Genomic DNA, 26,438 nt, shown 5'->3' with positions numbered 1-26,438 from the left:
TCAAACGATTATTTTTAAGAATAATTACAGCAGTGTATCAACTATTTTAGGTGTTATAAAAATTAATAATTCTGCTTTACGCCTGCGATTACTCTCTTTTTTAAAAAGTGCACCTAGTAACGGTAATCGGCTCAAAAATGGTACTTCTTCCATAGTAGTCGAGTTTTCATATTCATAAATTCCGCCTATAATAATGGTTTCACCATGTTTGACATTTGCCTGAGTTCTCAACTCTTTTTTGGCAATAACAGGCTCACCTTTTTGACTATAACCACCTATTTCATCTTTAGAAATAAAGATGTCAATCATAATATGATCGGTTGGAGTAATGTGAGGCTTAACATTTAATTCCATAACTGCTTCTTTAAATTGCGTATTAGTGCCGTCATTAGAACTTGTTGAATATGCTACTTCCGTTCCCTGTTTGATATATGCTGCTTTTCGGCTTGTTGTTAATACAACGGGGTTCGAAATAATTTCTCCACGACCTTCAGATTGCATCGCAGATAACTCTAAACCTAAATGTATTCCTCTACCTAATACCATATAGCCTAAAGAAAAATTTGGCTTTACAGCGCCTAACGAGGTAAGGTTTCCAACCTTTTTACTAAAGTTACCAGTACCATCACCATCAGGAATAGTACCCCCAATATTATAAACGCCTTTCGCATAATCTACTCCCCAATTAATCCCTAGCTCCTTCGCAAAATCATCAAAAGCTGCAACAATATACGCTGAAATTTCAACCTGTTTTGCTGGATGATCGAGTTTAGCAATCACTTGCCGGATCTTATCAATCTCAGTTTGTTGTTCTGTCACAATAATTTGATTTAAACGCGTATCAATACTTAAGGAACGTACATTATTACGCTCAACACCACCATCAAATAAATGACTTTCTAATGCTGAAAGAATCTCTTCAGCATCTGCAAAATTAAGGGTTATCACTTCAGTTTTAATATCTCCTTTTGTGAGACGATAATGTGTTTTAGCATCGGTTATATAGTTCACACCATTCACTTCAGTGCGATAAAGATCCCCATAGAGCAATAAAGTATCTAAAATTTCTTCTAAAGAGAGCTGATTCAGAACAATAGAAATTTGTTGATCAAGCCCTGGCTGAAGAATAATATTTTTACCGCTTTTTTCTGCTAATAATGCAATAAGACGTACGAGTGAAATATCTTGTACCTTAATCGAATATGTATCATTCTCTAGCTGAGCTATAACACTTTGTTGTATCTCTACCGACATTTTATCTTGAAGCTCTTCAGAATTTATATCGCTAACAACACTTTCGCCGGTAAAAGCAAACGTAAACGAAAAAATAGTGATTACAAATACAAAAAAACCTATCCAATAAACAAATTTAACGTTATCAGCTTTAGCTCGAACACGTGCCAATAATTGATTAGTCATCTTTACCTTCCATTAAATTTAAAGAAAGATTACCAAGCTCATCCTCTGTAATGAAAAAAGAATTTTGATGAGCATCCATAAGTTTCCCACGGATATTAGTTGCTCTAGCATCAATCAAGTTCTCAGCCCCATTTTTTCGGAAAGAAGCCCGATTATTAAATGTCGACATTTTTACAAAAAGATGCTTTAAAGTCGTCTCAGATGCCGTTAATCTAGAAGAATGAGAGTTAGCCTGATTAATCATTTTTTTAAGATGAGGATAATAAGCCGATCGAATAAAATAATATAAATTCTCTAATCGTGTAATGAGTGTTAATTCTGAATATGATGTTTGAAAAAGCTCTACTAATGCATTTAATAGATCTCTTTTAGGGTATAAAAAAATTTTCAAATGAAAACTTCCCTTCTCGCACCGTGCATCACTCTCTTGAAGAGAGGTCTCTTCCAACATGACGAGCTCTGTCAAATCGGCACTAAAATATTGGGAAACCGTTTCTAAAAGTATAAGGATTTTCGGGTAAGTGCCACACAATAATAGATCGAACTCTGTGCGCTGAAGGACTGATCGTTGCTCAATTTTATTTAAAAAATCATCCGCCCCAATCCCTTGAAAGAGTGTCATCATTGAGCTTGAATTGAAATAATTTTTAAAATCATCCTGTTCTATCAATTGCACAGATCTTTCAAATGGTTGAACCGAGATAAGTAACAATCCAACTTGTTCAACAATATCACTCATTACCTGATAAGGATTTTCAGAAGATTTAGCAGATATCAGTGGTGCTAATTTTTCCAGTTGATGATAACGTTCTAAAGAAAATAACGAATTAAGTGATTGATAAATTTCAGACTGTTTTAATAATTTTTGGGTAATACTCGTCTGCTCTTTTTCAAGTAAATCAAGAGTCTTTTTTTCATAAAAAGAGTACCAAGCCACTCGAAAAACTACAAAAAACAGAATTCCTATCCACAATAATAGCAATAACCTCGCCGCTTTAGAGAGCTTACTAAAATCAGTTAACGAATAGTCACTTAAGTCGCGTTTTAAAAATTGTATCAGCTCTTGTAAGACTAACTTCATGAGTATTTTATAAGAAATTGGGAGGCGATAATTTAAAATTAAAAAACAACTGGCCATAGCTATTATCAATATTCACTTCCGACACCCAAAACTGATTATTAATGATTTTTTCTAATTTAAAAATCGACTCATAATCATTAGCTACCCCAGAGAGTAAAAAAGAGATACTTGAATCACTTTTTTCCAATCGATGGAACTGTCCGCCATCCCATTCATCTGCAATTATCTTAAAAAGAAATAGAAGAGATGAAATCGAATCAAAGGAATTTAGCGTAAGAGCTGTTTGTACTATCTCCTCCTTATCACGAAATTGCAAAAGTTTTTCTTGCAGTTCGCTATGCAGAGATAAGTATTTCCCCTCTATTTCAATATTTTGCTGTTTAAAACGCTCAATATTCCACTGACTCAAGCCGACAGATAGAAATAATATAAAAAGAAAAAACAGCGTAATAATCATTATTTCATTTTTGAGTGATAAATGCTTCCAAAAAGACCAATTTTTCTGGATAAACATCTCAAAATTAAATAACAACCGTTCTTTTATTTTGTGGGAAAAACGTTGTTCATTCTTTTGATAATTTCCATGAGTGGATTTTTGAAGATCCTCTCTTTTGACTTCCTCAATAGTAAACTCCACAAATACCTCCTTTTTTTAAGGATAGTGAGGTATAAAGCGGTTATGGGAATAAATTCACGTCAAAAATAAATTCTCCCTTTATAATTCAAAAGGAGAAACAAGAATCTGTCTAACAATAATTTATTTTAAAAAAGATTACGTGTTATATATCCACATTCTTTCGAATTATTTGATAAGTTTCGATATCTAAACTCATATTATCGGTTATGACTGTATCCACACCAATCTTAAAGAGCCGTTCTATTTCCATAGGATCATTTGCAGTATAGACCATGACAAACCGCCCATCGTAATGACACTGTTCAATAAATGCCGGTGAGAGAATCTTATAATTTGTAATAATACCTTCACATTCCAGTTCATTTAAAATCTCAAGAATCGCATTCTCTCCTTTTGACCAATCATCTAGAAGTAACGCCCGTGGAAATTGTGGAGCAATCTCTTTGGCACTTTTAAGCGCATCAACTTCAAAAGAACTCAACATGAACTGCTTCTTAATACTATTAGCTGTCGGCATTGGGAGTAAAGCATCATAGAGTTGTTCAAAAAAAGTATCGATTGGGTCATGGAGCAACTCCTCAATACGTTTCTCTAGTCGTTGATAACTCTTTTTTAATAAAAACTGAGCAACTGCTTTTCCTGTTTCAAAGGCTTCACCGGGATTTGGCTTAATTTCCACATCAAGGCGATAATCATTATCAAGAATAAAATCCACTAAACTCTCAAAGCGCGCTAACGGCTCGCCGGTATATTTCGCTGAATGCCAACTGCCGGCATCGAGTAAAGAGAGTTCTGCCCAAGATCGGTCTTTAGAATCGCCTTTACCATTTGTTGTTCGCATTAATGTAGAATCATGCAATAGAAAAAGCTCTTTATCCTGTGAAAGTTTTACATCACACTCAAACATTGTAAAACCCTGATCACCACCATAACGAAATGCAGCAAGTGTGTTTTCAGGTGCTTCCTTCCCTGCACCACGATGCGCAATTAAAGCAGGATAAATCTGGGTGAGTTTTTTATTCGGTTGAATCATGATCCACATCCTTTGAAAAATTCTAAAGTAATATTGATTATCCATTTACAAGTGATCAACGATCTATTAAGAATAACGCTTTTTTCATTAATATCGATGAAGTATGAATATTAATCTGTTTCGACACGTTTGGTCGTCGCAGGATCAAACCAAAAACAGTGTTGATTTGGAAATTGTAAGGAGAGATCTCCCCCTAATGTGAACTGCTGAATATTTTCAATGGCATGAGAAGTTTTCGCAGTGATCATCTGCCCCATGAGATCACTATACAATAATGTTTCTAAACCTAAATTCTCCGCCAATGAAAGGGTGACTCCGATTGAGGATTCTGGTGATGAATCCGTTTTATTCAGGACAATATGCTCGGGGCGAATTCCTAATATCCACTCTTTTTGATGATTTGTAAGCAATTTCGAAGGCGGCATTACTCCATTGAGTTTTTGTCCCTTAAAATAAACACTATTCTCATCGAGCCTTACGGCAAGAAGATTCATCGCCGGTGAACCCATAAAATTTGCCACAAAAGTTGACGCTGGTTTATGAAAAATCTCTTCTGGAGTGCCGAACTGTTCAATGACACCCCCATTTAAGATAATCATTCGATCTGCAAGCGTCATTGCTTCTGTCTGATCATGCGTCACATAAAGAGACGTAATGCCAATCTCATTATGACGCCGACGAATTTCTAATCGCGTTGAAGTACGTAATTTGGCATCTAAATTGGAGAGCGGTTCATCAAAGAGGAAAAGTTTTGGTTTACGCACAATAGCACGTCCCATTGCCACACGCTGGCGTTGACCACCGGAAAGCGCACTCGGTTTTTTGTCTAAATGCATCTCAATGTCAAGCATTTTGGCAGTATCTTGAATTCGACGATCAATCTCCTCTTTGGGCATTTTCGCGAGTTTGACACCATACGCCATATTTTCGCGCACCGTCATGTGAGGATAGAGCGCATAATTTTGAAAGACCATCGCAATATCGCGTTGAGATGGTTCGAGTGCAGTAACATCGCGATCCCCGATTCTAATCACTCCGCTTGATGATTCCTCTAAACCGGCAATCACCCGAAGAAGTGTCGATTTACCACAACCAGAAGGACCAACTACCACGATAAATTCGCCATCAAGGATATCAATATCAATCCCTTTTAAAATAAGTGCTCCGGGCTTACGTTTTGTACCGTAATGTTTAGTGATTCCTTTTAATTGAACTTTAGCCACTATCATCAATCCTTTATATTCTTTCTATACTTTTAACAAATTTTTGCTGCATTTAAATCTTCAAATTAATCTACTTCTCGCTATCGATAAGCCCTTTTACAAGCCATTTTTGCATCACGAGAATAACGATCATCGGTGGAATCAACATCAGAACGGCCGTTGCCATGACAATGTTCCAATCCACCATCGCATCGCCAGCGCCCATAATTTGACGTAACCCAACTGAAATAGGGAACATCTCTTCACGAGTCGCCATCAAAAGTGGCCAAAGATATTGATTCCAGCCATAGATGAATTGAATCACAAAAAGTGCCGCAATCGTCGGAACTGAAAGCGGTAATAAAATATCTTTAAAAAAATGCATTGCGCCAGCACCATCAGTTCTAGCCGCTTCTAAAAGTTCATCAGGAACAGTGCTATAAAATTGTCGAAAAAGAAACGTTGCAGTTGCAGATGCGATCAATGGAATTGTTAAACCAGCATAACTATTGAGCATATGTAAATTTGCAACCACATCGAAGGTGGGAATAATTCGCACTTCTACCGGTAACATTAAGGTAATAAAGATAATCCAAAACAGCAGCATGCGGCATGGGAAACGGAAGTAGACAATCGCAAAAGCAGAGGTAATAGAGATAGCAATTTTGCCAATAGCGATAATCAGCGTCATCACTAAAGAGACCCAGAGCATTCGTCCTGCCGGAGCTGAATGGCTATTTTCCGTTCCGAAGAGTGCGATTTTATAATTTTCCCAAAGTTGATTCCCTGGGAGCAACGAAATTGGCACGTCAACCACTTCTTCCGCCGTTTGCGTTGAGGCAATAAACGCAAGATAGATGGGAAAACAGACTGCTATGACCGCTATGATAATCATAAAATGAGCCAATATTCGTAAGCCAATACGATTTTCAATCATATTTAGACTCCCTTTTTATCAATATAACGGAATTGAATAATCGTTAAGAGCAATACAAACCCCATTAAAACAATAGATTGTGCGGCTGAACTTCCGTAATTCATACTCATAAAGCCATCAAAATAGATACGATATACAAGCGTTGAAGTTGCATTCCCCGGACCACCTTGTGTTAAACCATCAATAATGGCGAAGGTGTCGAAAAAGACATAGACGATATTGACAACACAGAGGAAAAAGGTTGTTGGCCATAAAAGTGGGAATTCAATTGTGAAAAATCGTCGCCATGGCCCTGCACCATCGATTGCCGCAGCCTCAGAGAGCGATTTAGGAATCGCCTGTAAACCGGCATAGAAAAATAGGAAGTTATAGGAGATCTGCTTCCAGATTGATGCAATAATCACCAGCCACATCGCTTGATCGGCATTCATCTGATGATTCCATTCGATACCAATTTTCCCCATAATAAAGCTAATTAACCCAAAAGATGGCGCAAACATAAATGTCCAAAGTACGCCGACAACAATGGGAGAAACTGCATATGGCAAAATAAGTGCTGTACGATAAAAGGTAATACCACGTGCTATTTTTTGCATAAAAAAGGCTAAAAAGAGTGAGATCGTTAAACCCAATAAGGTGACCCAAAAGGAAAAATAGAGTGTTGTGTAGATTGCTTCTCGATAAATTGAATCGGCAAAAAGTACTACAAAATTTTCTAAGCCAACCCATTCACGACTCAGTCCAAACATATCCTCGAGTTGAAAACTCTGAACCATTGCTTGCACTGCCGGCCAATAGAAAAAGATTAATATGACGATTAATTGCGGTAGAATCAAAAACCATGGTAACCATCGGTACTGTTTAAAATATAATTTCATCATTGAATCACTTTTTTCTGACAATAAAAGACGAAGCGCCTCCTCCCAAAACCGCCCCGTCCTTTAATCGTTGCTTATCGATTATTCACACGCTCGAAACGGCGAAGTAAGTCATTTCCGCGTTTAACAATTGCATTAAGCGCATCTTCAGGTGTTTTTTGCCCCGTCCAAATCTGCTCTGTCTCTTCATCGACAATGGCACGAATCTGTAACATGTTTCCTAAGCGGATACCACGAGTATTATTCGTCGCTTTACGAATCATCTGCTCAACAGGAACATCTGCACCTGGATTTTCTTTGTAAAACCCGCTCTTTTCAGTGATCTCAAACGCGGCTTTGGTAACTGGTAAATACCCTGTACGCATATGGCTTGCAGCTTGTACATCTGGTTGAGAGATATATTCGAAGAATTTCGCCACACCACGATAATGTTCCGCCGGCTTACCATTCATGACCCAAAGGCTTGCTCCACCAATAACAGTATTTTGTGGCGCACCCTCAACATCCACATAGTACGGGAGTGTTGTCTCACCGAATTCAAATTTTGCATCGCGCTTCAAGCTGGCATAACTTGCAGATGAGCCAAACGTCATCGTGCATTCTCCTGATCTAAATGCAGGCCCCGCCTCACTTGCACGGCCTTTATAGACAAATAGACCTTCTTTTGCCATATCTCTTAAGTTATTGAAATGACGGATTTGTAATGGCTTATTAATAAGCAGTTCGGCATTTAAACCACCAAAACCATTTCCTTCTGAAGCGTATAGTTCATTGTGCCAAGCTGAGAAACTCTCTAACTGTGTCCACCCCATCCATTCAGTTGTCATGGGGCAACTTACACCGGATGCTTTCAATGCTTTTGCAGCTGCGAATACTTCATCCCATGTTTTTGGTGGATTTTCCGCATCAAGACCTGCTTTCTTAAAAGCATCTTTATTGTAATACATAACTGTTGTTGAACTATTAAATGGTAATGATAAGAGCTCCCCATTCGGAGCCGTATAGTAACTTGCAACCGCTGGAATATAATCATTTAGATCAAAGTGAAGATTGTTCTCTTTCATGATCTCGGTAACTGATTTCGTCACCCCTTTTGCATAGATCATGGAAGCTGTACCAACCTCATAGACTTGAAGAATATCAGGGGCTTCTCCCGCTCTAAATGCCGCAACGCCCGCTGTCATAGATTGCTCATAACCGCCTTTAAACACAGGTGTGACTTTAAAATCAGTTTGTGATCCATTAAATCCATTCGCTAAATCATTTACCCACTCTGATAGTGCCCCATCCATTGAGTGCCACCACTCGATCTCGGTTTGTGCACTGACTTTTGCGAATAATAATGATGCACTCATACAAGAGATTGCCACGATTTTTTTAATCTTCAATATCATATTTTTCCCTTTATAAAGAGTTTCTAAATACTTTTTAAAGTATAAAAAGGAATTATGACAGCTTATTAACAATCAGAAATTTTCATAAAATAACTCATCATGTAAAATCTCGTAAAAACTCATTTCCTTTTGATTTTTCGATTAAATTTCACATTAAAAGCGAATTTATGAGAGTAAAAAAAGATAAAAGGTTCTATAATATTGCTCAAGTATTAATGAGATATATTATTTTTAATTTATGCATTTAAATAGAGAGTCAAGTATGAGTGAACAAACTACTACATTGCAAAACTTTAGCCCTATTGATCTAGCGACTTTTGATAAAGGTGAAGAGCCCAAAGAGAGTGCCAACGAAGTTGCTCGTATAGAGGAGATCAACAAGAATATCGATATTTCACAAGCAGGTGAAGTTCTTGGTTATGGTGTGCAACCCATGCAAGAAATCGCTAAATTTGCCGACACTCTACTTGAAGGCGTAAAAGGTCAAGATTCGGGCGCTGTCGGTAATCAGCTAGGGTCTTTAATCGCAAAAATCCGCGAATATGATCCATTAACAACTGATGAAACAAGTTTTTGGGAGAGCCTACCAATTATTGGGCCGATGATCCATAAAGCGAAAGTGAAAAAGATTGATCATCTCTCTTTGACCGCACAAGTTGATGCAATTGCGAGCCATCTTGATAATTCTATGGTGGGGCTACTTCGTGATAATGAGCGTCTTGAGCAACTCTACCTTAAAAACTTCGAATATTACAAAGAAGTTAATCTCTATGTGAAAGCGGGTAAAGAGAAAATTGCACAAGTCAAAGCTGAAGAATTACCAAAACTTCAAGCGCAAGCTGAAGAGAGTAAAGATCTTTTAGATGCACAAAAAGTGAAAGATTTGATGGAGAATCTTAATCGTTTTGAACGCCGTCTTCATGACTTAGAGCTCTCTAAAACAATCTCCATGCAGACAGCGCCACAAATTCGAATGATGCAAAACAACAACCAACAGTTGGCTGAAAAAATCCAAGGAAGTATTCTTTCAACACTTCCCATTTGGAAAAGCCAAATGGTACTTGCACTCTCCCTTGAACAACAAGGCAAAGCTGCAAAATTACAAAAAGATGTTGCAGATACAACGAATGAAATGCTCCGTAAAAATGCCGAAGCATTACAACAAAATAGTATCGCAACAGCAACAGAAGTCGAACGTTCTATTGTAGATATTGAGACTGTTCGTGAAGTTCAAACACGCTTAGTAGATACTATTGAAGAGACAATGCGTATTGCGACTGAAGCTCGCCAAAAACGTGCAGAGGTTGAAAAAGAACTTGGACAGATGGAAGATGACTTACGTACTCGTATCACTTCTGTTGTTGAAAAGTATCAATAATCATTAGTTTTGAAATCTATTATGAAATCGATCCAAGTAGAGTTTTTTACTTGGATCTTTTTTATTGAAGATACGCTATTTTCAAATCCTAAAGGAAAATTCCCCGTAACAGTGGAATTCAGGATAAAATGTTGATCTTATGAATAACAATCTTATTCAACTTACTCGATAATAGGAACTGATTAATACTATGAACGCCAAGAATAGACAGCCATCAAGCGACGATCGACTGCCGTTTGAAGAGCGCACTGCTGACTATAAGTATGAGTTTTTATCAAAATTTAGTAAAAACACTACCACAGGAAGCATTGAGTATACAGAAATCGAAGAAGAACAAACTCTCGATTTTACAGCCGCTTTCAGCAGAGGAATTGCGAGCATCAAAGAGACTTTCTACCGAATGCTAGACCATGTTAAATCATTTGGTGCAGGTATTTTTGTACAGATCATGATGCTAATTGTTCCGTTCAAAGGGCCGATTAATCCTGTTTTCCCAATCTTTGCATCCTACATTGGTCTATTAATGCTTTTCCCTGCTCGTCCAAACCGTTTTGCTTTAGGCGTTGGGTTAATTGGCACACTCATCGCTGTTTTAAGTGGATATTGGCCAATTGCATTAGGAATTGGCGGAATTATCGCGGCGATTACCGGTATTCGGGATCGTGATATTGATAACAAAATCTTCTTTGTCACGATTCCACTTGTATTCTTAGCCTTAGCATTTGCTTTTTACAAAACTGGTAATGATTTCCCGACAGTCTCGTTAATCGGTTTAGGAATTACAACCCTTTTTGGCTTAATTGCGCCACCAAAAATTCGCCGTAAATTTAGTTACTACTTTATGGGTCCAAATGAGAAAAAAGTCTATTTGGCGGAAGAAAAAGCTATCCAAGCAGAGATACAGCGCTTAGAAGCTGAAGCTAAAATCCGCGAAGAAAAAAATGCTAAATTCGCACTCTTTGCACGTCATATAGAAGTACTCGAAAAGTTAGAAAAAGAGGTTGCTTCTCTCCCTGAGGATCTACGTTTAATCATTAATGCGATCGGGATCGATTCTGCAAAAATTATTCGTGCGATGGAAAAAGATTCACGCGATATCATCACCGGCGGTCGCTTCTTAAATCGTTATTTACCATTAGTTCAAGATAATCTTATTCGTTATCAGACCATTATGGCGTATCAACCTAAAGAGAGCGAAAAAATTCACACCGATACAATTCGTTCAATGAACGCCGTTCGTCAAGCCTTTAATCAAGTGATTGAACAATTAATTGAAAATGATCTACACGATCTACAAATCGACTTTAATGTCACGGATACACTCTTAAAATCTCAAGGATTTGAAATCCGTTAATATCCTTAAAAGTAAAAAACAATAATCCCCAAAGATAAAATCCCCATCAACCTACGTTGATGGGGATTTTTTATAATTCTACATTATCCAAGCCAATTTACAAAAGATTCACTCTCTGCTCGATTAGAAAGATTATTTTGACCACCTTTAATCTCAAAATTACTAAAATCAAAGAGAGACCTGTCCGCAAGTTGCGATAGTTTGATATTTTGCATCGCTCTAAAAATCGAGTCCTTTCTGCCGGGATATTTGGCTTCCCACTCTGCTAACATTGACTTTGTACTCTGACGCTGCAACCCATCTTGTGAGCCACATAAGTTACAGGGAATTATCGGGAATTCTCGTAATTCAGCATATTTAATCAAATCTTTCTCTTCACAATATGCCAATGGACGAATAAGGATATTATCACCATCATCACTCTTTAATTTTGGAGGCATTGCTTTCATCGTCCCCCCAAAAAAGAGATTCATAAAGAGCGTTTCAACCATATCATCGCGGTGATGTCCTAATGCGATCTTATTAAAGCCATGCTCTTTCGCATATTGATATAAAACCCCACGACGCAGACGTGAACAGAGACTACACGTTGTTTTGCCTTCTGGAATGACTCGCTTAACCACAGAATAGGTATCTTGCTCAATAATTTCAAACGGCACATTAATAGAACGGAGATAATTAGGTAAAACATCCTCTGGAAAACCGGGCTGTTTTTGATCGAGATTTACCGCGAAAATTTCAAAATTAACCGGTGCTCGTTCTTTAAGTTTTAAAAGTATATCCAAAAGGGCGTAAGAATCTTTCCCACCGGAGAGACAAACCATCACACGATCGCCCTCTTCGATCATCTCGTAATCCATTATGGCACTACCTACCAAACGACGTAGACGCTTTTCCAGTTTTTTCTCAGAAACGGATAGACTCACAACAATTCACCCTTGTCAGACTTTAATAAAAGAGATTATTGTAACACTCAAATCTTTCCTCAATACGAAATTAAATGAGATTATTCAGCGACTTTTCCATCAACCCCTATAAGCATTTCTCCACATTTTTTGCAGTGATATTGCGCTTTTCCACTTACAATCCGTTTATGACGAATAATCGTTAGCTCATGCGTTTGACATGCACACTGATATGTAAATTGCTGATATTGTCGGGTGCTGCTATTGGCGGTATCAAACTCGTGAGTTCGTTGTGCAGGTTGACTTAAAATAGTTTCCATCATCCAGCGCCATTCTCGACCATGCGGAGCAACGTTTCCGAAAAGTGCATAGACTAAAAGATGCGCATATTCATGTGGAATAACATTATTGATAAATTGCTGTTGATTTTCCGCTAATAATATCGGATTTAAGCGAATCTCCCATTTTTGGAGATGCGCAGTTCCAGCGGTTTTTCCTCGTTGTAAAAATGAAAGACGAGGATAAGTAGATATTTTTGACGTTCTAAATTTAGTACTTACTCGCTCGATAAACGTTGCACTCTCTCGACCTTTAATTTTGGTGATATTATTGATCAACTTCTGAATTTGGTTCTTTGGTAGATTCGTATTCAATACTTGCATCGCGTGTGATTCCACTTCTTGTATCGCTTTTTGACAGGCGAATAAAAGCGCCTCTCCATTAGGAGAGGCGTTTAGAAGTTTGGTTTCGCCAACAACTTCAATCATTAAAATCCTCTTACTAAATGATTAAGCATCGGTAAATTCACGCGTTAAATCAAGCACCGTCAATTGCTCTTTTTCAGCCTTTCGATATTCTTTACGGAATTTACCATCTTTTAAAACGATCGTACGATCACCATAACGAATTGCATGCTCCATATTATGAGTGATCATCACGCAGGTCAAATTCTGTTCACGTACAAGTTTATCGGCAAGCACCATCACATGTGATGCAATTTTAGGATCGAGTGCAGCGGTAATTTCATCTAACAATAAGATTTTCGATTCCGCAATGATCGACATCACAAGACTTAGTGCTTGGCGCTGACCACCAGAAAGATTCGTTACCATTTCATGAAGACGATTTTCAAGTCCCATCTCTAAAAGAGAGAGTTTTTCCTTAAAGAGTTTCCGGCGTTTATCATTGTTAAAAAGTTTAAATCCTCGCGCCTGACCACGTTTAAATGAGAATGCCATATTTTCCAAAATGGTCATATTCTCCATGGTTCCCATCCGAGGATCTTGCATGACGATCGATACCATTTTGGCACGTTCTTTTTGACTCGTTTTTGTCACATCAACGCCATCGATAATGATACGCCCTGCTTCCGGCTTCATAAAACCTGAGATTGTATTAAATACGGTGGATTTGCCAGCACCATTCCCGCCAATAATCACCAAAAACTCACCTTTTTTTACTTCTAAAGAGAGATCTTCTAAAATTATACGCTCAAGCTGTGTGCCTTTACCAACCACTAATTTAATGCCTTCGAGTTTTAACATTTACGTCGTCCTCCCGGCATTGCCATAATAATGATAATGAGCAATCCTGCAACAAGGTTAAAATCATAGCTCTTCAAATGTAAGAACTCTGCATGCAGTGCTAAGCTTGTAACGATACGGTAAACAATCGACCCAACAATACAGCTGAGCAATTTAATCCAGATTGAACGAAATGGTAAAATACGTTCACCAATAATAACAGCCGCAAAGCCAGCAATAATGGTTCCAACTCCGGCCGAGATATCAGTAAATCCTTGTTGCTGACTGAAAAGCGCTCCACCCATCGCGATAAGTGCATTCCCCATTGCAACCCCAAGAATCACCATCCATTTCACACTAACACCACCATTCATGCAGAGGCGTTTATTCTGCCCGATAGCGCGAACAGAAAGTCCTAAATCTGTATTTAGAAAGAAGCTAAATGCGGCAATTAGGAGAATCGCAATTCCACTTAAAACCACTAAGTTATTGGTGACAAAAATTGTTGGCGACATGAGTAAAGAGATATTAGGGATACCATTCATCACATGGAGATTGATGGAATAGAGCATAAATGCGACTAAAATACCGGCGAGAAGATCGGTCACTTTAAAAAAACTATTTAATATCCCTGTTAAAGCGCCCGCCATCGCACCACCAATCAATGCAAATATCAAGGAAATAAAAGGATCAACGCCCGCTTTGATTAAGATTGAGGAGATCGCCGCACCAAGCACGAAACTTCCATCACAGGTTAAATCTGGGAAATCAATAATCCTAAAAGTCAGATAAATTCCCATTCCAACAATACCATAAATGAGCCCCAATTCGAGGCTCATTACTAATTCATCAATACTCATTACGTTTCCTTACTATTTGGCATTCTCTGCTTTACCATCTTTGATAAAGACCGCAGCAGAATCAATAACTTCTTGCGGTAATGTTAACCCTAATTTCTCCGCTGTGTCTAAATTAATCACTAATTCTACCTTATCAGGAAAACCAACAGGAATTGTATTGATATCAGTGCCGTCTAAAATATCCGCAATCATTGCTGCTGTGTCGATACCAAGTTGGTATTGATTTGGACCAAGCGCCGCTAAAGGGCCTGAAGGAACCGCATCTGTATCTGCAACAAAGACAGGTTTACCAGCTTTAATTCCGGCGATTACAATACTCTCTAACGCTGCAAGCGCTGTATTATCACCGTAGATAAAGATTGCATCGGCTTGGTTAGCTAGGCGAGTGGCTGCTTGCGGAACATCTGCGGTTCGATTCACCGCTTGAGTGATTACTTCTAAACCAAAATCAGGCGCTGCTTTTTCAAGATCTGCGAGCTGTGAAATAGAGTTTGCTTCACCGGGGTTATAGATAAAACCGATTTTTTTCATCTCTGGAAGCACTTGCTTGAACATTTCAAGTTGCGGTGCGACTTCAACATAGTTCGACATCCCCGTCACATTCGTATTTGAATTTTCAAGTGATTTTACTAAGCTAGCCCCCACTGGATCAGTAATTGAACTAAAGACCATCTTTGTTTTGCCTTCCATAGCAGCTTTCACCAAACTTTGCGCTGAAGGAGTACCAATTCCCACTGTTACATCTGCGTTTTGAGCCACAAATTTTGTTGAGATTTGTGATGCTAACGCCACATTTGCTTGTGCTGATTCAATCACAAAATCAAGATTTTCTCCTTCAGTATAACCACGCTCTTTAAGCCCATCACGAATTCCTTTTGCTGTCATATCGAGTGCAGGATGCTCAACGATTTGGTTCACGTAGACTTTTTTTAGATCGTCAGCCATCGAAATACCGCTCGCTAACGCTGCACTTAAAACAACTGCTAATAATTTTTTCATGATTGCTCCTAAAACTTAATTGAATCTATTCGCTTGACTGTTCCACTGTAATGATACAGTAATGCAGTTTTGGAAATGTGTCAATTTATTTATCACAAAAAATAAAAAAATATTTCTGCTATCTATATCAGACTGATCTCCAACAACAAAAAAGCCTGCAATCTCGATTGCAGGCTTCAATTTGATAAACTTAATTACTAATCTATTTCGACTTAAATTTTCTCTTGATCCTTAAGGCGATTTAGTACTAAACGGTATCCATGATTTTTTTCTTCATTCACAAATCGAGATACGCGCCCGATAGTGGTTAAACTTGCAGAGGTTAATGCATGGATTTCACGGTAAGAAAGATCCCCTTTCTCCAACAACTGACAGACTTTCCACCGTTCAATAAGGGATGTCAGCTCTTTTGGAGTTAATAGATCTTTCAAAAAAAGGAGCATCTCTTGCTCATTCTCAATCTTTAAAAAAGCTTGGCAAAGTGATTTTTCAAAATCAATCGTCTCTAACCGTTGCTTTAAATCCGCCAGATGTTCTTTATTACTCATAAATTATCCCCCTATATCGATGCTGATATTGAATCACATTCTTCGATGATTCATACGCTTATTTTGTCACTGTATCATTACCATTTTCAGTTTTAGATGAAGGTTCTACTTCTATTTGTATATTAGAGACCGCTTCTTGCAAAGATTCTTCACCATCATCTTGCGAATCTTGCCCCGTAGAGGTCGTTTTTTTCTCTAATTTAACAATTCGGTCATCTTCCACTGGGTGTGTTGCTTGGTAAAGTGCTTGTTCCAATTCAGCATTATACAATTTAACTGCATCGACGGACCAACCAAAATATTGGGCCATAAATTTTACAACTTCTACACGATATGCTTTTACCATCTCAATATCAAAATAGAGAGCACCTGTTCGGCGTAAGAAGAAATCAGACGGTGTCATAACCGATTCTTCAGTCAAACCATAGATCAATTTTACATAAAGCAGTATCGGCAAACCTTTCATTTCATCAGGGCTGGCTTTTGCTGCAATATCAAATAACTGATCGACGTTTGAACCATAAATACGAGCTAATTCACGCGCTTCATCTTCAGTTAAATTTGACGCAACTCCGCGAGTAACCGCCTCTTCTATATATTTTTCAAAACTTCGACTACCCCCGACATCACCGCCTGAAATCGCCAATTTTTCTGTAATACATACACCAAATTCTAATTGACGTTCTGCCTTTAATTGACTGCTAACCTCATCTACAACAGCTTCTGCCACAGCGCGATAGCCAGTTAGCTTCCCTGCTGTTACTGTCAGCAAACCATTATTAGCACGTAAGATCAATGGTTGCTTTGCTAACGCTTTTTTATAAGCACTTTTCGCCGCTAAACTCACGCCTGCCCAAGAAGATTCTACTTTCGTTTCATCTAACGCTAACTCAGGAAATATCTGTTTCAGTGCTGATAAAAGAAAACATTGATCTGTTTTTGAAACTGTCGGATTCTCATTATTCCCTTCATAAAGTGAACCACTTACCCCCACATAGACTTTAGAGCCATGCGGAATTGCGGAAACCATTTTTTGATCATCGCCACATTCAAAATAGATTGCTTGTTCTAAAGGAAGATCAGCGCGATTAAAGACCAAATGAGCTCCTTTAACCGTATTGTACTGATCTTCAGTATTTTCCATATCTGGAAAATTATAACTCCAAGCGCCCGTAGCGTTTATAAAAAGCGAACCTTCGATCATATAGGTATTGTGAGTAACACGATCTTTTAAAATTGCCGCCTCAATATAACCACGATCATCATAATTGAAATCAACTACTTCAAGATAATTAAAACAAGCAGCCCCTTTCTCTACTGCTTTTTTAATAATTTCTAATGTCATACGCGCATCATCTGTACGATATTCTACATATTCAGCAGCACCTTTTAATCCATCTTGACGAATGAAAGGTATCTGTTTTAGAACTTGCGTAGTTTTGAGCATTTTCCGACGCTCATCCTCTTTCACATCTGCAAGATAATCATAGAATTTGAGTCCCAAAGAGGTCGAAAATTTGCCTAGTTTTCCGCCTTTATAGATTGGTAATAACATCTTTTCTCGATAAATGAGATGAGGCGCATTTTCATAATTAATGCTTCGTTCCTGACCTGTTTTACTTACATTTTTAAGCTGAAATTTTTGTAAGTAGCGCAGACCACCATGAATCATCTTCGTAGAACGACTACTTGCACCAAAGGCAAAATCATGTTTTTCTACCAATGCAACTTTCATACCACGAGTTGCAGCATCTAACGCAATACCTGCACCGGTAATACCGCCGCCAATAATAACGACATCATAATGATATTGTTTAAATACTTGGTAATTATTACGACGTTCTTTTGAGGCAAGATTCATCTGCATCTCCTACTCTATGTAATTGATAAATATCTGGATATAACTTCACACATTGATCCAATTTTAATAACATTAATTGCATATGATAAAAGATTATGAGAATGAAATCTTTTATTCCAATCAAAAGATCGATAAAAAGTTTCTGACAATCATTTTGATCGATAAACGACAAAATCACCATTAAACTCAGTGGTCACTTTTTCAGCTTGTTGAATAAATCCTGTAATTGATAAGCGTCCCTTCCCAAATTTATTAAACATTTTAATAAATTTTTGCCACTGTGTATCCTCGACTCCTCGACAGATTGCAACACCATCCTCTGTTAAGGGATTAGGATAATGAATATCAGCATGCTGAATCACTATATGGAGATTATCAGCATTCGTTATCGCCTTTAAGCGTAAATGTAACCAGCTCCAACAAACCAAAAGCGCTCCTGTGTAAAGGCTACCACCGAATCCTGTATTCATATGATTACGATTAGGCGCTAGTGGAAACTTTAATGTTAAAATATTATTTTCCCAAGAAAGTGGCTCTAAATCGAGTGAAGCACTTATCGGAATTTCACGCGGCAACCAATTTGCAAGGTACTCACAGGCTATGGATGATTGGGCATATTCAAGACTCATAAAAACTCCATGAGATATATTATACATTTTTATAGATTATTAAAAATAACTTATTATAAAGCCTTTTAATAACACTCTTTTTAAAAATCCTTATCATTCTTATTAAGAAATACCATAAGATTTTATCATTTATCTATGTTTAAATAATAGGTATCAAGCAAGAGCAGAAAATAATTCAAGTTCTTATTAAAAGATAAAATTGATAATAAATAGATTATATTTGCAACTCAGTACACTGAGCAAAATATCATAAGGAGATATTAAAATGGCAATTGATACAATTAAAGATATGTTACCTGCATATGCAAAAGATATGCGTTTAAACTTTTCGACAGTATTAACAGAAGCTGGCGCACCTGGCTTAACAGAAAAACAGATCGCGGCGATCGCCGTATCAGTCGCATTAAGTACAAAATGCCCTGTTTTAATTAAAAATATCGAAGAGTTTGCGCAAGATTTCTTAACTGAAGAAGAATACCAAGGCGCTCAAATCGCCACTAGTATTATAAGCATGAATAATATCTATTATCGTTTTGTGCATTTAGCATCAAATGATGAGTATGGCAAATTACCAGCACGACTTCGTATGAACCAACTTGTAAATCCAGGTTTAGAGAAAGATACTTTTGAATTAGCATCAATAGCAGTATCTGCAGTAAATGGCTGTGGCATGTGTATTGATTCACATGAGAAAGGTCTTCGCAATCTTGGTGTTTCAACACAAGCAATCCAATCAGCTGTGCGTATCGCTGCTGTACTTTTCTCAGTGAGTGTTTCATTACTAGGTCAAGATGCTTAGTTAAGAATTAAGCCTTTATCAATGTCCTCAAAAACTTATCATCCTTCCCCCCCCTTTCTGGGTGGTAAGTTTATTTACTCTCTAGAGCAATCCTCTAGAGAGTTTTTTTAATCTAGATAAGCGTAATCAATGATGAGTCGTGTTGACCATTACGGTATACTAATATTCCTTGCTTAATTCTATTTGTGAATTATCTAACAATAATAAATAACATATGCTATATCGACACGGGGATTACAATGTTCAATTACTGGGAAAATGTTGGTGAAAATGCACGTAGAGCATCAGAAAAGCTTTTATTAGCAGATTCTGGCAAAAAAAATGCGCTTTTAGAAGCCCTCTATCAGAAAATTTTAAAAGAACGTGAGGCAATCAACGCAGCAAATCAACGGGACCTAAAAAATGCAAAAGAGAGAGGATTTGATACAGCCTTTATCGATCGTTTGACGCTCACCGATGATCGCATTACCGCAATGGCTGAAGGCGTAAAAGAGATGATTCTTCTTCCTGATCCTATTGGTGAAATGACCGACATTAAAACACGCCCTTCAGGTATTCAAGTTGGAAAAATGCGTGTACCACTCGGTGTGATTGCAATTATCTATGAGTCTCGACCGAATGTGACTATTGATGCGGCAGCACTCTGTTTAAAATCAGGTAATGCAGCGATTCTCCGCGGAGGAAGTGAGGCATTTCATACAAATCAATTCTTAGCAACACTCTTAGCAAGCGCTCTTCAATCTGTTAACTTACCAACAGATGCTGTACAGATTATCAATACAACTGATCGAGAAATCGTGGATCTCATGGTGACATCACCACAATATATTGATGTCGTCATTCCTCGAGGTGGAAAATCTTTAGTAGAACGGATCAACAAACAAGCAACAGTCCCTGTTATTAAACACTTAGATGGTATTTGTCATACATATGTTGATAATGAAGCAGATCTCGAAAAAGCGTACCATGTAGTCGATAATGCAAAAACCCAGCGATACGCTCCATGTAATACCATGGAGACACTTTTAATTCATGAAAAAATACTCAAAGAATTTTTACCTGAAATGGCCACAATTCTAGTTGAAAAAGGTGTCGAACTCAGGGTGTGCGAAAAGTCACTAGCAATTTTAAAAACAAACAATATCCCTGCTATTATGGCAACGGAAGAGGATTGGCATACAGAATATCTCGCACCTATTCTCTCGATAAAAGCGGTAAAAGATTTGGAAACTGCAATTACACATATTAATCATTACGGATCACATCATACCGATGTTATTTTGACTGAGAATTATAGTAAGGCCATGTATTTTCTGCGCGCCGTTGATTCTGCATGTGTAATGATTAATGCCTCATCACGCTTCTGTGATGGATTTGAATTTGGATTAGGAGCGGAAATCGGTATTTCCACAGACAAGATTCATGTGCGTGGTCCGGTTGGATTGGAAGGACTAACTTCACAAAAATATATTGTTTTTGGACATGGGGAAAGCCGTCAGTAATGGAGAAACAAGCGCTTACTCTTGTCAAATTTTTTATCGATAAAAATACGTATCATTTACGATGGATAATCTGCCACTTTCTCTCAATAACTGTTAAAATACCCACATATTCTGATAAGGAGTTAATAACATGACAGATAAAGCAACACTCGAGAAAATTCATAGCCAAGTGACAGAAAATCCTGTGGTTATTTATATGAAAGGTAGCCCACAATTTCCAATGTGTGGTTTTTCAAGCCGTGCAGCACAAGCATTAGCTGACACCGGCTTACCATTCTCATTCGTTAATGTAATGGATGATCCTGATATTTTTGAAAATCTTCCCAAATATGCAGATTGGCCTACATTCCCGCAAATTTATATTGCAGGTGAATTAATTGGCGGATGTGACATCGTATTAGAGCTTGCTGAACGTAATGAGCTCAAACAGATGATGAATGAAGCGATTGAAAAACAAGCTTAAGAAATAGATAGAATATTTTCATTACAAAAGACCCACTTAGATGGGTCTTTTGCTAATGCAAGGAGTAACAAATGAATGTATTTGAGGTAAAGCATCCTCTAGTTGCCCATAAAATTGGCAAAATGCGCAAAGCTGAACTTTCCACCAAAGACTTTAGAGAACTTGCATCTGAAATTGCCCAGCTACTTGCCTATGAAGCGACAAAAGATCTTGAAACAGAAAAACGTACAGTTAAAGGCTGGGCGGGTGATGTAGAAGTTGAACAGATCAAAGGTAAAAAAATTACAATCGTACCAATCTTGCGTGCGGGTATTGGAATGCAACAAGGTGTTTTAGAATTAATTCCAGGCGCTCGCGTTTCAGTGGTTGGTTTTGAGCGTGATCATGAAACATTAGAAGCTAAAGCATATTACCAAAAGCTTACGACCCATTTAGAGGATCGTACGGCACTTATTATCGACCCAATGCTTGCAACAGGTGGTACTGCAATTGCCACTATTGATCTATTAAAACAAGCAGGCTGTCAAAAAATTAAGGCGCTCTTCTTAGTTGCAGCACCAGAAGGTATTACAAAACTACATACAAAGCACCCTGATGTAGATATCTATACTGCATCTATCGATAAGGGATTAGATGAAGATGCTTATATCCTCCCAGGATTAGGTGATGCCGGCGATAAAATATTTGGCACAGTTGTTGAGTCATAATTGCATCATTATTTTTTGTCTAAAATAACATTCTCTTTATAATTGTGTATCTGTTTTAGGCCGACAAAAGAAATTTTCAAATCCCGATTTTATCGGGATTTTCCTCGACTGAGGATAGAAATGATCAATTGAAAATGTATTTTTATTTTAAATCATTCACAACATAGCGGATAATAGAACACAAACAAGCGTATTTTATAGCGTCTGTTTGTGAAAAATTCTATTGTTAATAAGAGAGAAACTGATGATTCCTTTGCTAAAAAAGATTCCAAAAGTAACTTGTCTCCTACTTCTATCGGGTGCATTCATGCTCCCTTTTTCTTCTTTTGCATCTCAAGAAAATGAACAAGAGTGGTTTCAAGCAGGCAAGCAGGCTATCATCAAAAAAGATTGGGATACCTACACACAATATCGTGATAAATTAACCCAATCAACACTTCTACCTTATTTAGAATTTTACTATTACCAAGAGCGTATTGATGAAAGTGATCCTGAAGAAGTCCTGAGCTTTGCCGATAAATACGCGGATGAACCTTTTGCAAATACGCTTAAAATTGTGCTTTTTAAAGATCAAGAGCAAAAAAAACATTTCCAATTCATTCTTGATAATGCTCAATTTGCAGATACATTAAGCCTGCGCTGTTATCTCTATAACGCACAACTTCAAAAGTCAGTTTTAAATCTGCAAGAGTTTCAAAAAGAGTGGGAAAAACAGTTACAACTCCCCTCTAGCTGTATGACTGTTGAAAAATTTTGGCTAGAAAATAATGAAAATCAACAACTTATTGAGAAAAAAATGCATGCATTATTAGATGCTGGTCGCCTTCAAAAAGCCAAAGAACTCCTTGCCAATCTCCCCGACGAAAAGCAACCATATTACCAATATTTTATTGATTTAATTGAAACGCCCTCTTCAATTACAACACTGACGACCTTTTACCCTGACGGTAAAACGCTTTATGCAAAAGCCTTGCAAAAATGGTCCAGTCAAAACTCCATAGCGGCAGAAGAAGGACTCCAATTTGCACATGAAAAAGGCTTATTAGAAGAAGCGGACTATAAAAAAATTCGGAATCGCATCGCTGTATTCCAAGCAGGACGCCCTGATGTAGACGATCCTTTAGAAAAAATTCTCTCAATCCCTGGCGATGAGCGTGATGATCAACTTCTGCAATGGGGATTCAGATTAGCGGCAAAACAAGGGAATTACCCGATTGCTTTAGCACTTCTATCAAATCTTTCAGATGAAGCTAAACAAGAAGATGTCTGGCGCTACTGGCTTGGTCGTATTTATGGCAAAGTTGGGGATCATGAGCAAGCCAAATATTACTTTGAGCTTATTCAGAGTAATCCATCCTTTTATGGTTTTTTAGCAGCAGATGAACTTCATCATAAATATGACGGGATTAATGCCATTGCCAATGAGTCGAGTCAAGCAAATGACGCCTCCATTAACCCGCGCTTCTCAATGGGATTACTATTAGCGAAAGTCAATGAAGAGTATTTTAGCCGTGTAAAATGGCAAGAAGCTCTGCGCAAAAGCACTAAAGAAGAGCAAGAAGCTGGCAGTATTGCCGCATTTGATGCTGGCTTTTACAACTTAAGCTTACAAGCAGCGGCTCGAGCTCGTGCCCCCGGCGGATTACCTTATCGCTATCCAAGTGCTTATCGTGAGATTATCCAAAAATATAATGATGGGATTGTTACTGAACCAATCGTTTTAGGACTCATTCGTCAAGAGAGCCTCTTCCATGAGAAAGCAAAATCACCAGCGAGTGCTTATGGTTTAATGCAATTATTAATTCCAACTGCTGAGAAAATGTCCGCATCACTCAATGAAGAAGAACGTGCATCACTCTACGACCCAGATGCCAATATTCGTTACGGCATTACTTATCTTAAAACCTTACAACAAAATGTTGGCAGCTGTATACCTTACATGCTAGCAAGCTATAATGCTGGCCCCCAGAATGTAAAAAAATGGATTCCTGATGATACCAATAACAACATCGATATGGTTCTTTGGATTGAAACAATTCCATTTTACGAAACCCGGGGCTATGTGAAGAATGTTTTAAGTAATGCGATTATTTACCATACATTAAATGGGAATCCTCGTCGTATTTCGGATTATCTACAATGTCCATTACCGGAGGCATTAAACTAATCATTATGCTCTATAAACTGCTTTTTATTATCATCATTATTTTGGGGTTTTTCCTCTTTTTACGTTGGAAATTTGCGCCTTCAAAAGCACAACCCAAACAAGATCGTCCAACACCTACCTCATGGTACAAAGCAGTGCCGGGGCTTTTTACGCCAGCGGAACAACTTTTCTACTCCACATTAGAAACCGCTATTTCCGGTGTTCCTGTAAAACTACTCGGAAAGGTTCGTATTGCCGACCTTATCCGTGTGCGCCCCGGTCTTAGTAAAGAGGATTATAATGGAGCATTTGCCAAAATTCGTTCAAAACATGTGGATTTTGTATTGATTCATCCCTTAACTACTGCGCCCTTATTGGTAATTGAGCTAGATGATAGCTCTCACGATGCTTATGAACGCAAAGTCCGAGATGCATTTGTAGACGAAGCAATGTATCAAGCACAAATTCCAATTTTACATGTGCCACTGCGTCAACGATATATCGAGCAAAATCTGCGCGCACAAATCATTGAGATCCTTCGTCAAAATCCTGAGTTTCGTTATCAAGATCGATAATGGGTTACTGTTATTTTCCTAAAGTTATCTTTCCACAGCAACATTTCTTTTATGTTTTAAAGTGTGCTGATAATACGCTTTATGCTGGCTACACCAATAATCTGACACAACGATTTATGGCTCATAATAGTGGAAAAGGGGCCAAATATACTAAACCCTCGATACGCCGACCATTAACCATTCTCTACTACGAAACCTTTGCGACTAAACAGGAAGCGCTTCGAAAAGAGTATGCTTTTAAAAAACTGAGCCGCTCTGAAAAAGAGGCCTATATCGCTAATCCACGTGATAAAAACTCTCTAAAAATGCAATGAGAAAACTGCTTTTATAATAAGCATGCGGTAAACTACTACTATCATTTTCAGCAATGCATTACGCAGAGGAATAGAGATGAAAGCAGAGATTATCGTTAGTGGTTCAGAAATGCTATTAGGCCAATCAATTGATACCAATGGACCTTGGATTGCCCGAAAACTCAGTGAAATTGGAATTGATTGTCATTTCAAATCAACTGTGGGTGATAATCTCAACAATATGGCAGCAACGTTCATAAAAGCATTAGAACGTGCTGATATTATTCTCTGTACTGGTGGCTTAGGTCCAACGCAAGATGACATTACCAAAGAAGCTTTATCGAAAGCTGTTAGTCGCCCACTTGTTTATGATGAGGCGTTAGCAGAAATTATTCGAGATAAATTTCGTAAACGAAACCGAGATATGTCAGATAATAATCTTCGTCAAGCCTATTATCCGAAAGGATCAGAGATTCTAGAGGCATTCCCCGGCACAGCGCCCGGCGTTCATCTCCAAATCGGAGAAAAGCATATCTTTTTAATGCCTGGTGTACCATCTGAAATGAAAATTATGATGCGTGAAAGTATTCTCCCCTGCCTTACAAAACTTCTTCCTAAAATTGAAAAAGTCTATACTCGGACCATTCGTTGCTGGGGAAAAGGGGAGTCGGATATTGCAAGTATGCTAGCCGAGATTAACGATGAGCTCGATCAACTGCCAAATCCAAAACTCTCTTTCTTAGCGTCAGGTATTGAAGGAATACAAGTTCGTTTCTCTGCAAAAGCAAATTCTGAATCAACGGCACTAGCGTTAATTGCCCCCTTTGCAGAACGAGCAAAAGTAATCCTTGGTAATCTCTGTTTTGGTGAAGGTAATGAAAGTATGGAATCAGCTGTTGCAACGCTTCTTACTCAAAAGTGTTTAACATTAGCACTCTACGAGTCTTTTAGTGAAGGGATGATTTCCATGCGGCTTAATGAAAAAAGTGAGACATTACCCTACTTTAAAGGGGCGTGGATTGAGAGTCGCGAGCAAGATCTCTCTGTTGAAAGTTATAAGGCTAAACTCTTCTATATTCAATCTTTAAGCCATGCAGATATTGTAGCCACTGTTCACGGAAAGGTGATTTCACCCAACAATATGGAACTCACATTACTCCTACAACATCAGGATCAACTTGACGAAAAAACAATGATTATTCCAGCATTTAATACTTATGCTGCGGTCAGCTTTTCCGTTATTAATCTACTCAATATGATTCGACTCTATCTTTTAGAGAATTTTAATTTAGATACAATCAAGGATACGATTTAA

Annotated in this window: 26 protein-coding genes; 10 read left to right on the top strand and 16 right to left on the bottom strand. The window is 37.9% G+C overall.

Annotated elements, in window-relative coordinates:
* Window positions 1-24: 24 nt before the first annotated feature.
* From pilQ to ugpB, 8 genes are all read right to left on the bottom strand, one after another.
* Complete coding sequence (gene pilQ, locus ACPF7B_RS01515) at window positions 25-1,419, bottom strand: type IV pilus secretin PilQ (protein ID WP_490505875.1); 1,395 nt, start codon at window positions 1,417-1,419, stop codon at window positions 25-27.
* Window positions 1,412-2,500, bottom strand: a complete 1,089-nt coding sequence (locus ACPF7B_RS01510) for a hypothetical protein (RefSeq protein ID WP_490505874.1) — start codon at window positions 2,498-2,500, stop codon at window positions 1,412-1,414. The genes pilQ and ACPF7B_RS01510 overlap by 8 nt, the downstream gene beginning before the upstream one ends.
* A 7-nt stretch (window positions 2,501-2,507) precedes the next feature.
* On the bottom strand, window positions 2,508-3,137 hold the full coding sequence (locus ACPF7B_RS01505) for a hypothetical protein (protein ID WP_490505873.1): 630 nt from the start codon (window positions 3,135-3,137) through the stop codon (window positions 2,508-2,510).
* Window positions 3,138-3,279: 142 nt separating this feature from the next.
* Window positions 3,280-4,170 (bottom strand): glycerophosphodiester phosphodiesterase family protein, encoded by an 891-nt coding sequence (locus ACPF7B_RS01500; protein ID WP_490505872.1) that lies wholly within the window; start codon window positions 4,168-4,170, stop codon window positions 3,280-3,282.
* A 110-nt stretch (window positions 4,171-4,280) separates the two neighbouring features.
* Window positions 4,281-5,393, bottom strand: a complete 1,113-nt coding sequence (locus ACPF7B_RS01495; protein WP_490505871.1) for an ABC transporter ATP-binding protein — start codon at window positions 5,391-5,393, stop codon at window positions 4,281-4,283.
* 70 nt (window positions 5,394-5,463) lie between these two features.
* A complete protein-coding gene (gene ugpE, locus ACPF7B_RS01490) occupies window positions 5,464-6,309 on the bottom strand; it encodes a sn-glycerol-3-phosphate ABC transporter permease UgpE (protein WP_490505870.1) in 846 nt (281 codons plus the stop codon).
* A 2-nt stretch (window positions 6,310-6,311) separates the two neighbouring features.
* Window positions 6,312-7,190, bottom strand: a complete 879-nt coding sequence (ugpA, locus tag ACPF7B_RS01485) for a sn-glycerol-3-phosphate ABC transporter permease UgpA (RefSeq protein WP_490505869.1) — start codon at window positions 7,188-7,190, stop codon at window positions 6,312-6,314.
* A 71-nt stretch (window positions 7,191-7,261) separates the two neighbouring features.
* A complete protein-coding gene (gene ugpB, locus ACPF7B_RS01480) occupies window positions 7,262-8,575 on the bottom strand; it encodes a sn-glycerol-3-phosphate ABC transporter substrate-binding protein UgpB (protein ID WP_490506480.1) in 1,314 nt (437 codons plus the stop codon).
* A 268-nt stretch (window positions 8,576-8,843) separates the two neighbouring features.
* Between ugpB and ACPF7B_RS01475 the strand changes: the two genes are divergently transcribed.
* Together ACPF7B_RS01475 and ACPF7B_RS01470 are read left to right on the top strand one after the other, a co-directional pair.
* Complete coding sequence (locus tag ACPF7B_RS01475; protein WP_490505868.1) at window positions 8,844-9,959, top strand: toxic anion resistance protein; 1,116 nt, start codon at window positions 8,844-8,846, stop codon at window positions 9,957-9,959.
* A 190-nt stretch (window positions 9,960-10,149) separates the two neighbouring features.
* On the top strand, window positions 10,150-11,313 hold the full coding sequence (locus ACPF7B_RS01470) for a hypothetical protein (RefSeq protein WP_490505867.1): 1,164 nt from the start codon (window positions 10,150-10,152) through the stop codon (window positions 11,311-11,313).
* 83 nt (window positions 11,314-11,396) lie between these two features.
* Here the strand turns inward: ACPF7B_RS01470 and ttcA are convergent, their stop codons facing one another.
* The 8 genes from ttcA to ACPF7B_RS01430 form a co-directional block, all read right to left on the bottom strand.
* On the bottom strand, window positions 11,397-12,239 hold the full coding sequence (gene ttcA, locus ACPF7B_RS01465; RefSeq protein ID WP_490505866.1) for a tRNA 2-thiocytidine(32) synthetase TtcA: 843 nt from the start codon (window positions 12,237-12,239) through the stop codon (window positions 11,397-11,399).
* A gap of 80 nt (window positions 12,240-12,319) precedes the next feature.
* On the bottom strand, window positions 12,320-12,985 hold the full coding sequence (locus tag ACPF7B_RS01460; protein WP_490505865.1) for a SprT family zinc-dependent metalloprotease: 666 nt from the start codon (window positions 12,983-12,985) through the stop codon (window positions 12,320-12,322).
* A gap of 21 nt (window positions 12,986-13,006) precedes the next feature.
* Window positions 13,007-13,762 (bottom strand): ABC transporter ATP-binding protein, encoded by a 756-nt coding sequence (locus ACPF7B_RS01455; RefSeq protein WP_490505864.1) that lies wholly within the window; start codon window positions 13,760-13,762, stop codon window positions 13,007-13,009.
* Window positions 13,756-14,601, bottom strand: a complete 846-nt coding sequence (locus ACPF7B_RS01450) for an ABC transporter permease (RefSeq protein ID WP_490505863.1) — start codon at window positions 14,599-14,601, stop codon at window positions 13,756-13,758. The genes ACPF7B_RS01455 and ACPF7B_RS01450 overlap by 7 nt, the downstream gene beginning before the upstream one ends.
* Window positions 14,602-14,613: 12 nt before the next feature.
* On the bottom strand, window positions 14,614-15,600 hold the full coding sequence (locus tag ACPF7B_RS01445; RefSeq protein WP_490505862.1) for an ABC transporter substrate-binding protein: 987 nt from the start codon (window positions 15,598-15,600) through the stop codon (window positions 14,614-14,616).
* Window positions 15,601-15,812: 212 nt separating this feature from the next.
* Window positions 15,813-16,148, bottom strand: coding sequence for a YerC/YecD family TrpR-related protein (locus tag ACPF7B_RS01440; RefSeq protein ID WP_490505861.1), 336 nt, complete (start codon window positions 16,146-16,148; stop codon window positions 15,813-15,815).
* Between the two features lie 58 nt (window positions 16,149-16,206).
* Window positions 16,207-18,009 (bottom strand): glycerol-3-phosphate dehydrogenase/oxidase, encoded by a 1,803-nt coding sequence (locus ACPF7B_RS01435; RefSeq protein ID WP_490505860.1) that lies wholly within the window; start codon window positions 18,007-18,009, stop codon window positions 16,207-16,209.
* Window positions 18,010-18,158: 149 nt separating this feature from the next.
* A complete protein-coding gene (locus tag ACPF7B_RS01430) occupies window positions 18,159-18,638 on the bottom strand; it encodes a YiiD C-terminal domain-containing protein (protein WP_490505859.1) in 480 nt (159 codons plus the stop codon).
* Between the two features lie 265 nt (window positions 18,639-18,903).
* Between ACPF7B_RS01430 and ACPF7B_RS01425 the strand changes: the two genes are divergently transcribed.
* From ACPF7B_RS01425 to ACPF7B_RS01390, 8 genes are all read left to right on the top strand, one after another.
* Window positions 18,904-19,437 carry a carboxymuconolactone decarboxylase family protein gene (locus tag ACPF7B_RS01425; RefSeq protein WP_490505858.1) on the top strand — a complete coding sequence of 178 codons (534 nt, stop codon included), beginning with the start codon at window positions 18,904-18,906 and terminating at the stop codon, window positions 19,435-19,437.
* A gap of 239 nt (window positions 19,438-19,676) precedes the next feature.
* Window positions 19,677-20,939, top strand: a complete 1,263-nt coding sequence (locus ACPF7B_RS01420) for a glutamate-5-semialdehyde dehydrogenase (RefSeq protein WP_490505857.1) — start codon at window positions 19,677-19,679, stop codon at window positions 20,937-20,939.
* A 130-nt stretch (window positions 20,940-21,069) separates the two neighbouring features.
* Window positions 21,070-21,402: a Grx4 family monothiol glutaredoxin gene (grxD, locus tag ACPF7B_RS01415; protein ID WP_490505856.1), complete on the top strand. Its 333-nt coding sequence runs from the start codon at window positions 21,070-21,072 to the stop codon at window positions 21,400-21,402.
* Between the two features lie 71 nt (window positions 21,403-21,473).
* Window positions 21,474-22,109, top strand: coding sequence for a uracil phosphoribosyltransferase (upp, locus tag ACPF7B_RS01410; RefSeq protein WP_490505855.1), 636 nt, complete (start codon window positions 21,474-21,476; stop codon window positions 22,107-22,109).
* A gap of 244 nt (window positions 22,110-22,353) precedes the next feature.
* Entirely contained in the window at window positions 22,354-24,276 is a 1,923-nt protein-coding gene (locus tag ACPF7B_RS01405; RefSeq protein WP_490505854.1) for a lytic transglycosylase domain-containing protein, read from the top strand.
* Window positions 24,249-24,830 (top strand): DUF2726 domain-containing protein, encoded by a 582-nt coding sequence (locus tag ACPF7B_RS01400; protein ID WP_490505853.1) that lies wholly within the window; start codon window positions 24,249-24,251, stop codon window positions 24,828-24,830. Before ACPF7B_RS01405 ends, ACPF7B_RS01400 begins: the two co-directional genes overlap by 28 nt.
* Window positions 24,830-25,144, top strand: coding sequence for a GIY-YIG nuclease family protein (locus ACPF7B_RS01395; RefSeq protein ID WP_490505852.1), 315 nt, complete (start codon window positions 24,830-24,832; stop codon window positions 25,142-25,144). The genes ACPF7B_RS01400 and ACPF7B_RS01395 overlap by 1 nt, the downstream gene beginning before the upstream one ends.
* Before the next feature lie 76 nt (window positions 25,145-25,220).
* Window positions 25,221-26,438 carry a CinA family nicotinamide mononucleotide deamidase-related protein gene (locus ACPF7B_RS01390; protein WP_490505851.1) on the top strand — a complete coding sequence of 406 codons (1,218 nt, stop codon included), beginning with the start codon at window positions 25,221-25,223 and terminating at the stop codon, window positions 26,436-26,438.

This window comes from Ignatzschineria sp. 22MB058224 (assembly GCF_058188435.1).
The sequence above is the reverse complement of the archived record's forward strand: the minus strand, read 5'-3'. Positions and strand labels throughout refer to the sequence as shown.

Coding starts and splice junctions, on each gene's coding strand:
- pilQ (WP_490505875.1), bottom strand. CDS start 1,419: ATGACTAATCAATTATTGGCACGTGTTCGAGCTAAAGCTGATAACGTT.
- ACPF7B_RS01510 (WP_490505874.1), bottom strand. CDS start 2,500: ATGAAGTTAGTCTTACAAGAGCTGATACAATTTTTAAAACGCGACTTA.
- ACPF7B_RS01500 (WP_490505872.1), bottom strand. CDS start 4,170: ATGATTCAACCGAATAAAAAACTCACCCAGATTTATCCTGCTTTAATT.
- ugpE (WP_490505870.1), bottom strand. CDS start 6,309: ATGATTGAAAATCGTATTGGCTTACGAATATTGGCTCATTTTATGATT.
- ugpA (WP_490505869.1), bottom strand. CDS start 7,190: ATGATGAAATTATATTTTAAACAGTACCGATGGTTACCATGGTTTTTG.
- ACPF7B_RS01475 (WP_490505868.1), top strand. CDS start 8,844: ATGAGTGAACAAACTACTACATTGCAAAACTTTAGCCCTATTGATCTA.
- ACPF7B_RS01470 (WP_490505867.1), top strand. CDS start 10,150: ATGAACGCCAAGAATAGACAGCCATCAAGCGACGATCGACTGCCGTTT.
- ACPF7B_RS01460 (WP_490505865.1), bottom strand. CDS start 12,985: ATGATTGAAGTTGTTGGCGAAACCAAACTTCTAAACGCCTCTCCTAAT.
- ACPF7B_RS01455 (WP_490505864.1), bottom strand. CDS start 13,762: ATGTTAAAACTCGAAGGCATTAAATTAGTGGTTGGTAAAGGCACACAG.
- ACPF7B_RS01450 (WP_490505863.1), bottom strand. CDS start 14,601: ATGAGTATTGATGAATTAGTAATGAGCCTCGAATTGGGGCTCATTTAT.
- ACPF7B_RS01445 (WP_490505862.1), bottom strand. CDS start 15,600: ATGAAAAAATTATTAGCAGTTGTTTTAAGTGCAGCGTTAGCGAGCGGT.
- ACPF7B_RS01440 (WP_490505861.1), bottom strand. CDS start 16,148: ATGAGTAATAAAGAACATCTGGCGGATTTAAAGCAACGGTTAGAGACG.
- ACPF7B_RS01435 (WP_490505860.1), bottom strand. CDS start 18,009: ATGAATCTTGCCTCAAAAGAACGTCGTAATAATTACCAAGTATTTAAA.
- ACPF7B_RS01430 (WP_490505859.1), bottom strand. CDS start 18,638: ATGAGTCTTGAATATGCCCAATCATCCATAGCCTGTGAGTACCTTGCA.
- ACPF7B_RS01425 (WP_490505858.1), top strand. CDS start 18,904: ATGGCAATTGATACAATTAAAGATATGTTACCTGCATATGCAAAAGAT.
- ACPF7B_RS01420 (WP_490505857.1), top strand. CDS start 19,677: ATGTTCAATTACTGGGAAAATGTTGGTGAAAATGCACGTAGAGCATCA.
- grxD (WP_490505856.1), top strand. CDS start 21,070: ATGACAGATAAAGCAACACTCGAGAAAATTCATAGCCAAGTGACAGAA.
- upp (WP_490505855.1), top strand. CDS start 21,474: ATGAATGTATTTGAGGTAAAGCATCCTCTAGTTGCCCATAAAATTGGC.
- ACPF7B_RS01405 (WP_490505854.1), top strand. CDS start 22,354: ATGATTCCTTTGCTAAAAAAGATTCCAAAAGTAACTTGTCTCCTACTT.
- ACPF7B_RS01400 (WP_490505853.1), top strand. CDS start 24,249: ATGTCCATTACCGGAGGCATTAAACTAATCATTATGCTCTATAAACTG.
- ACPF7B_RS01395 (WP_490505852.1), top strand. CDS start 24,830: ATGGGTTACTGTTATTTTCCTAAAGTTATCTTTCCACAGCAACATTTC.
- ACPF7B_RS01390 (WP_490505851.1), top strand. CDS start 25,221: ATGAAAGCAGAGATTATCGTTAGTGGTTCAGAAATGCTATTAGGCCAA.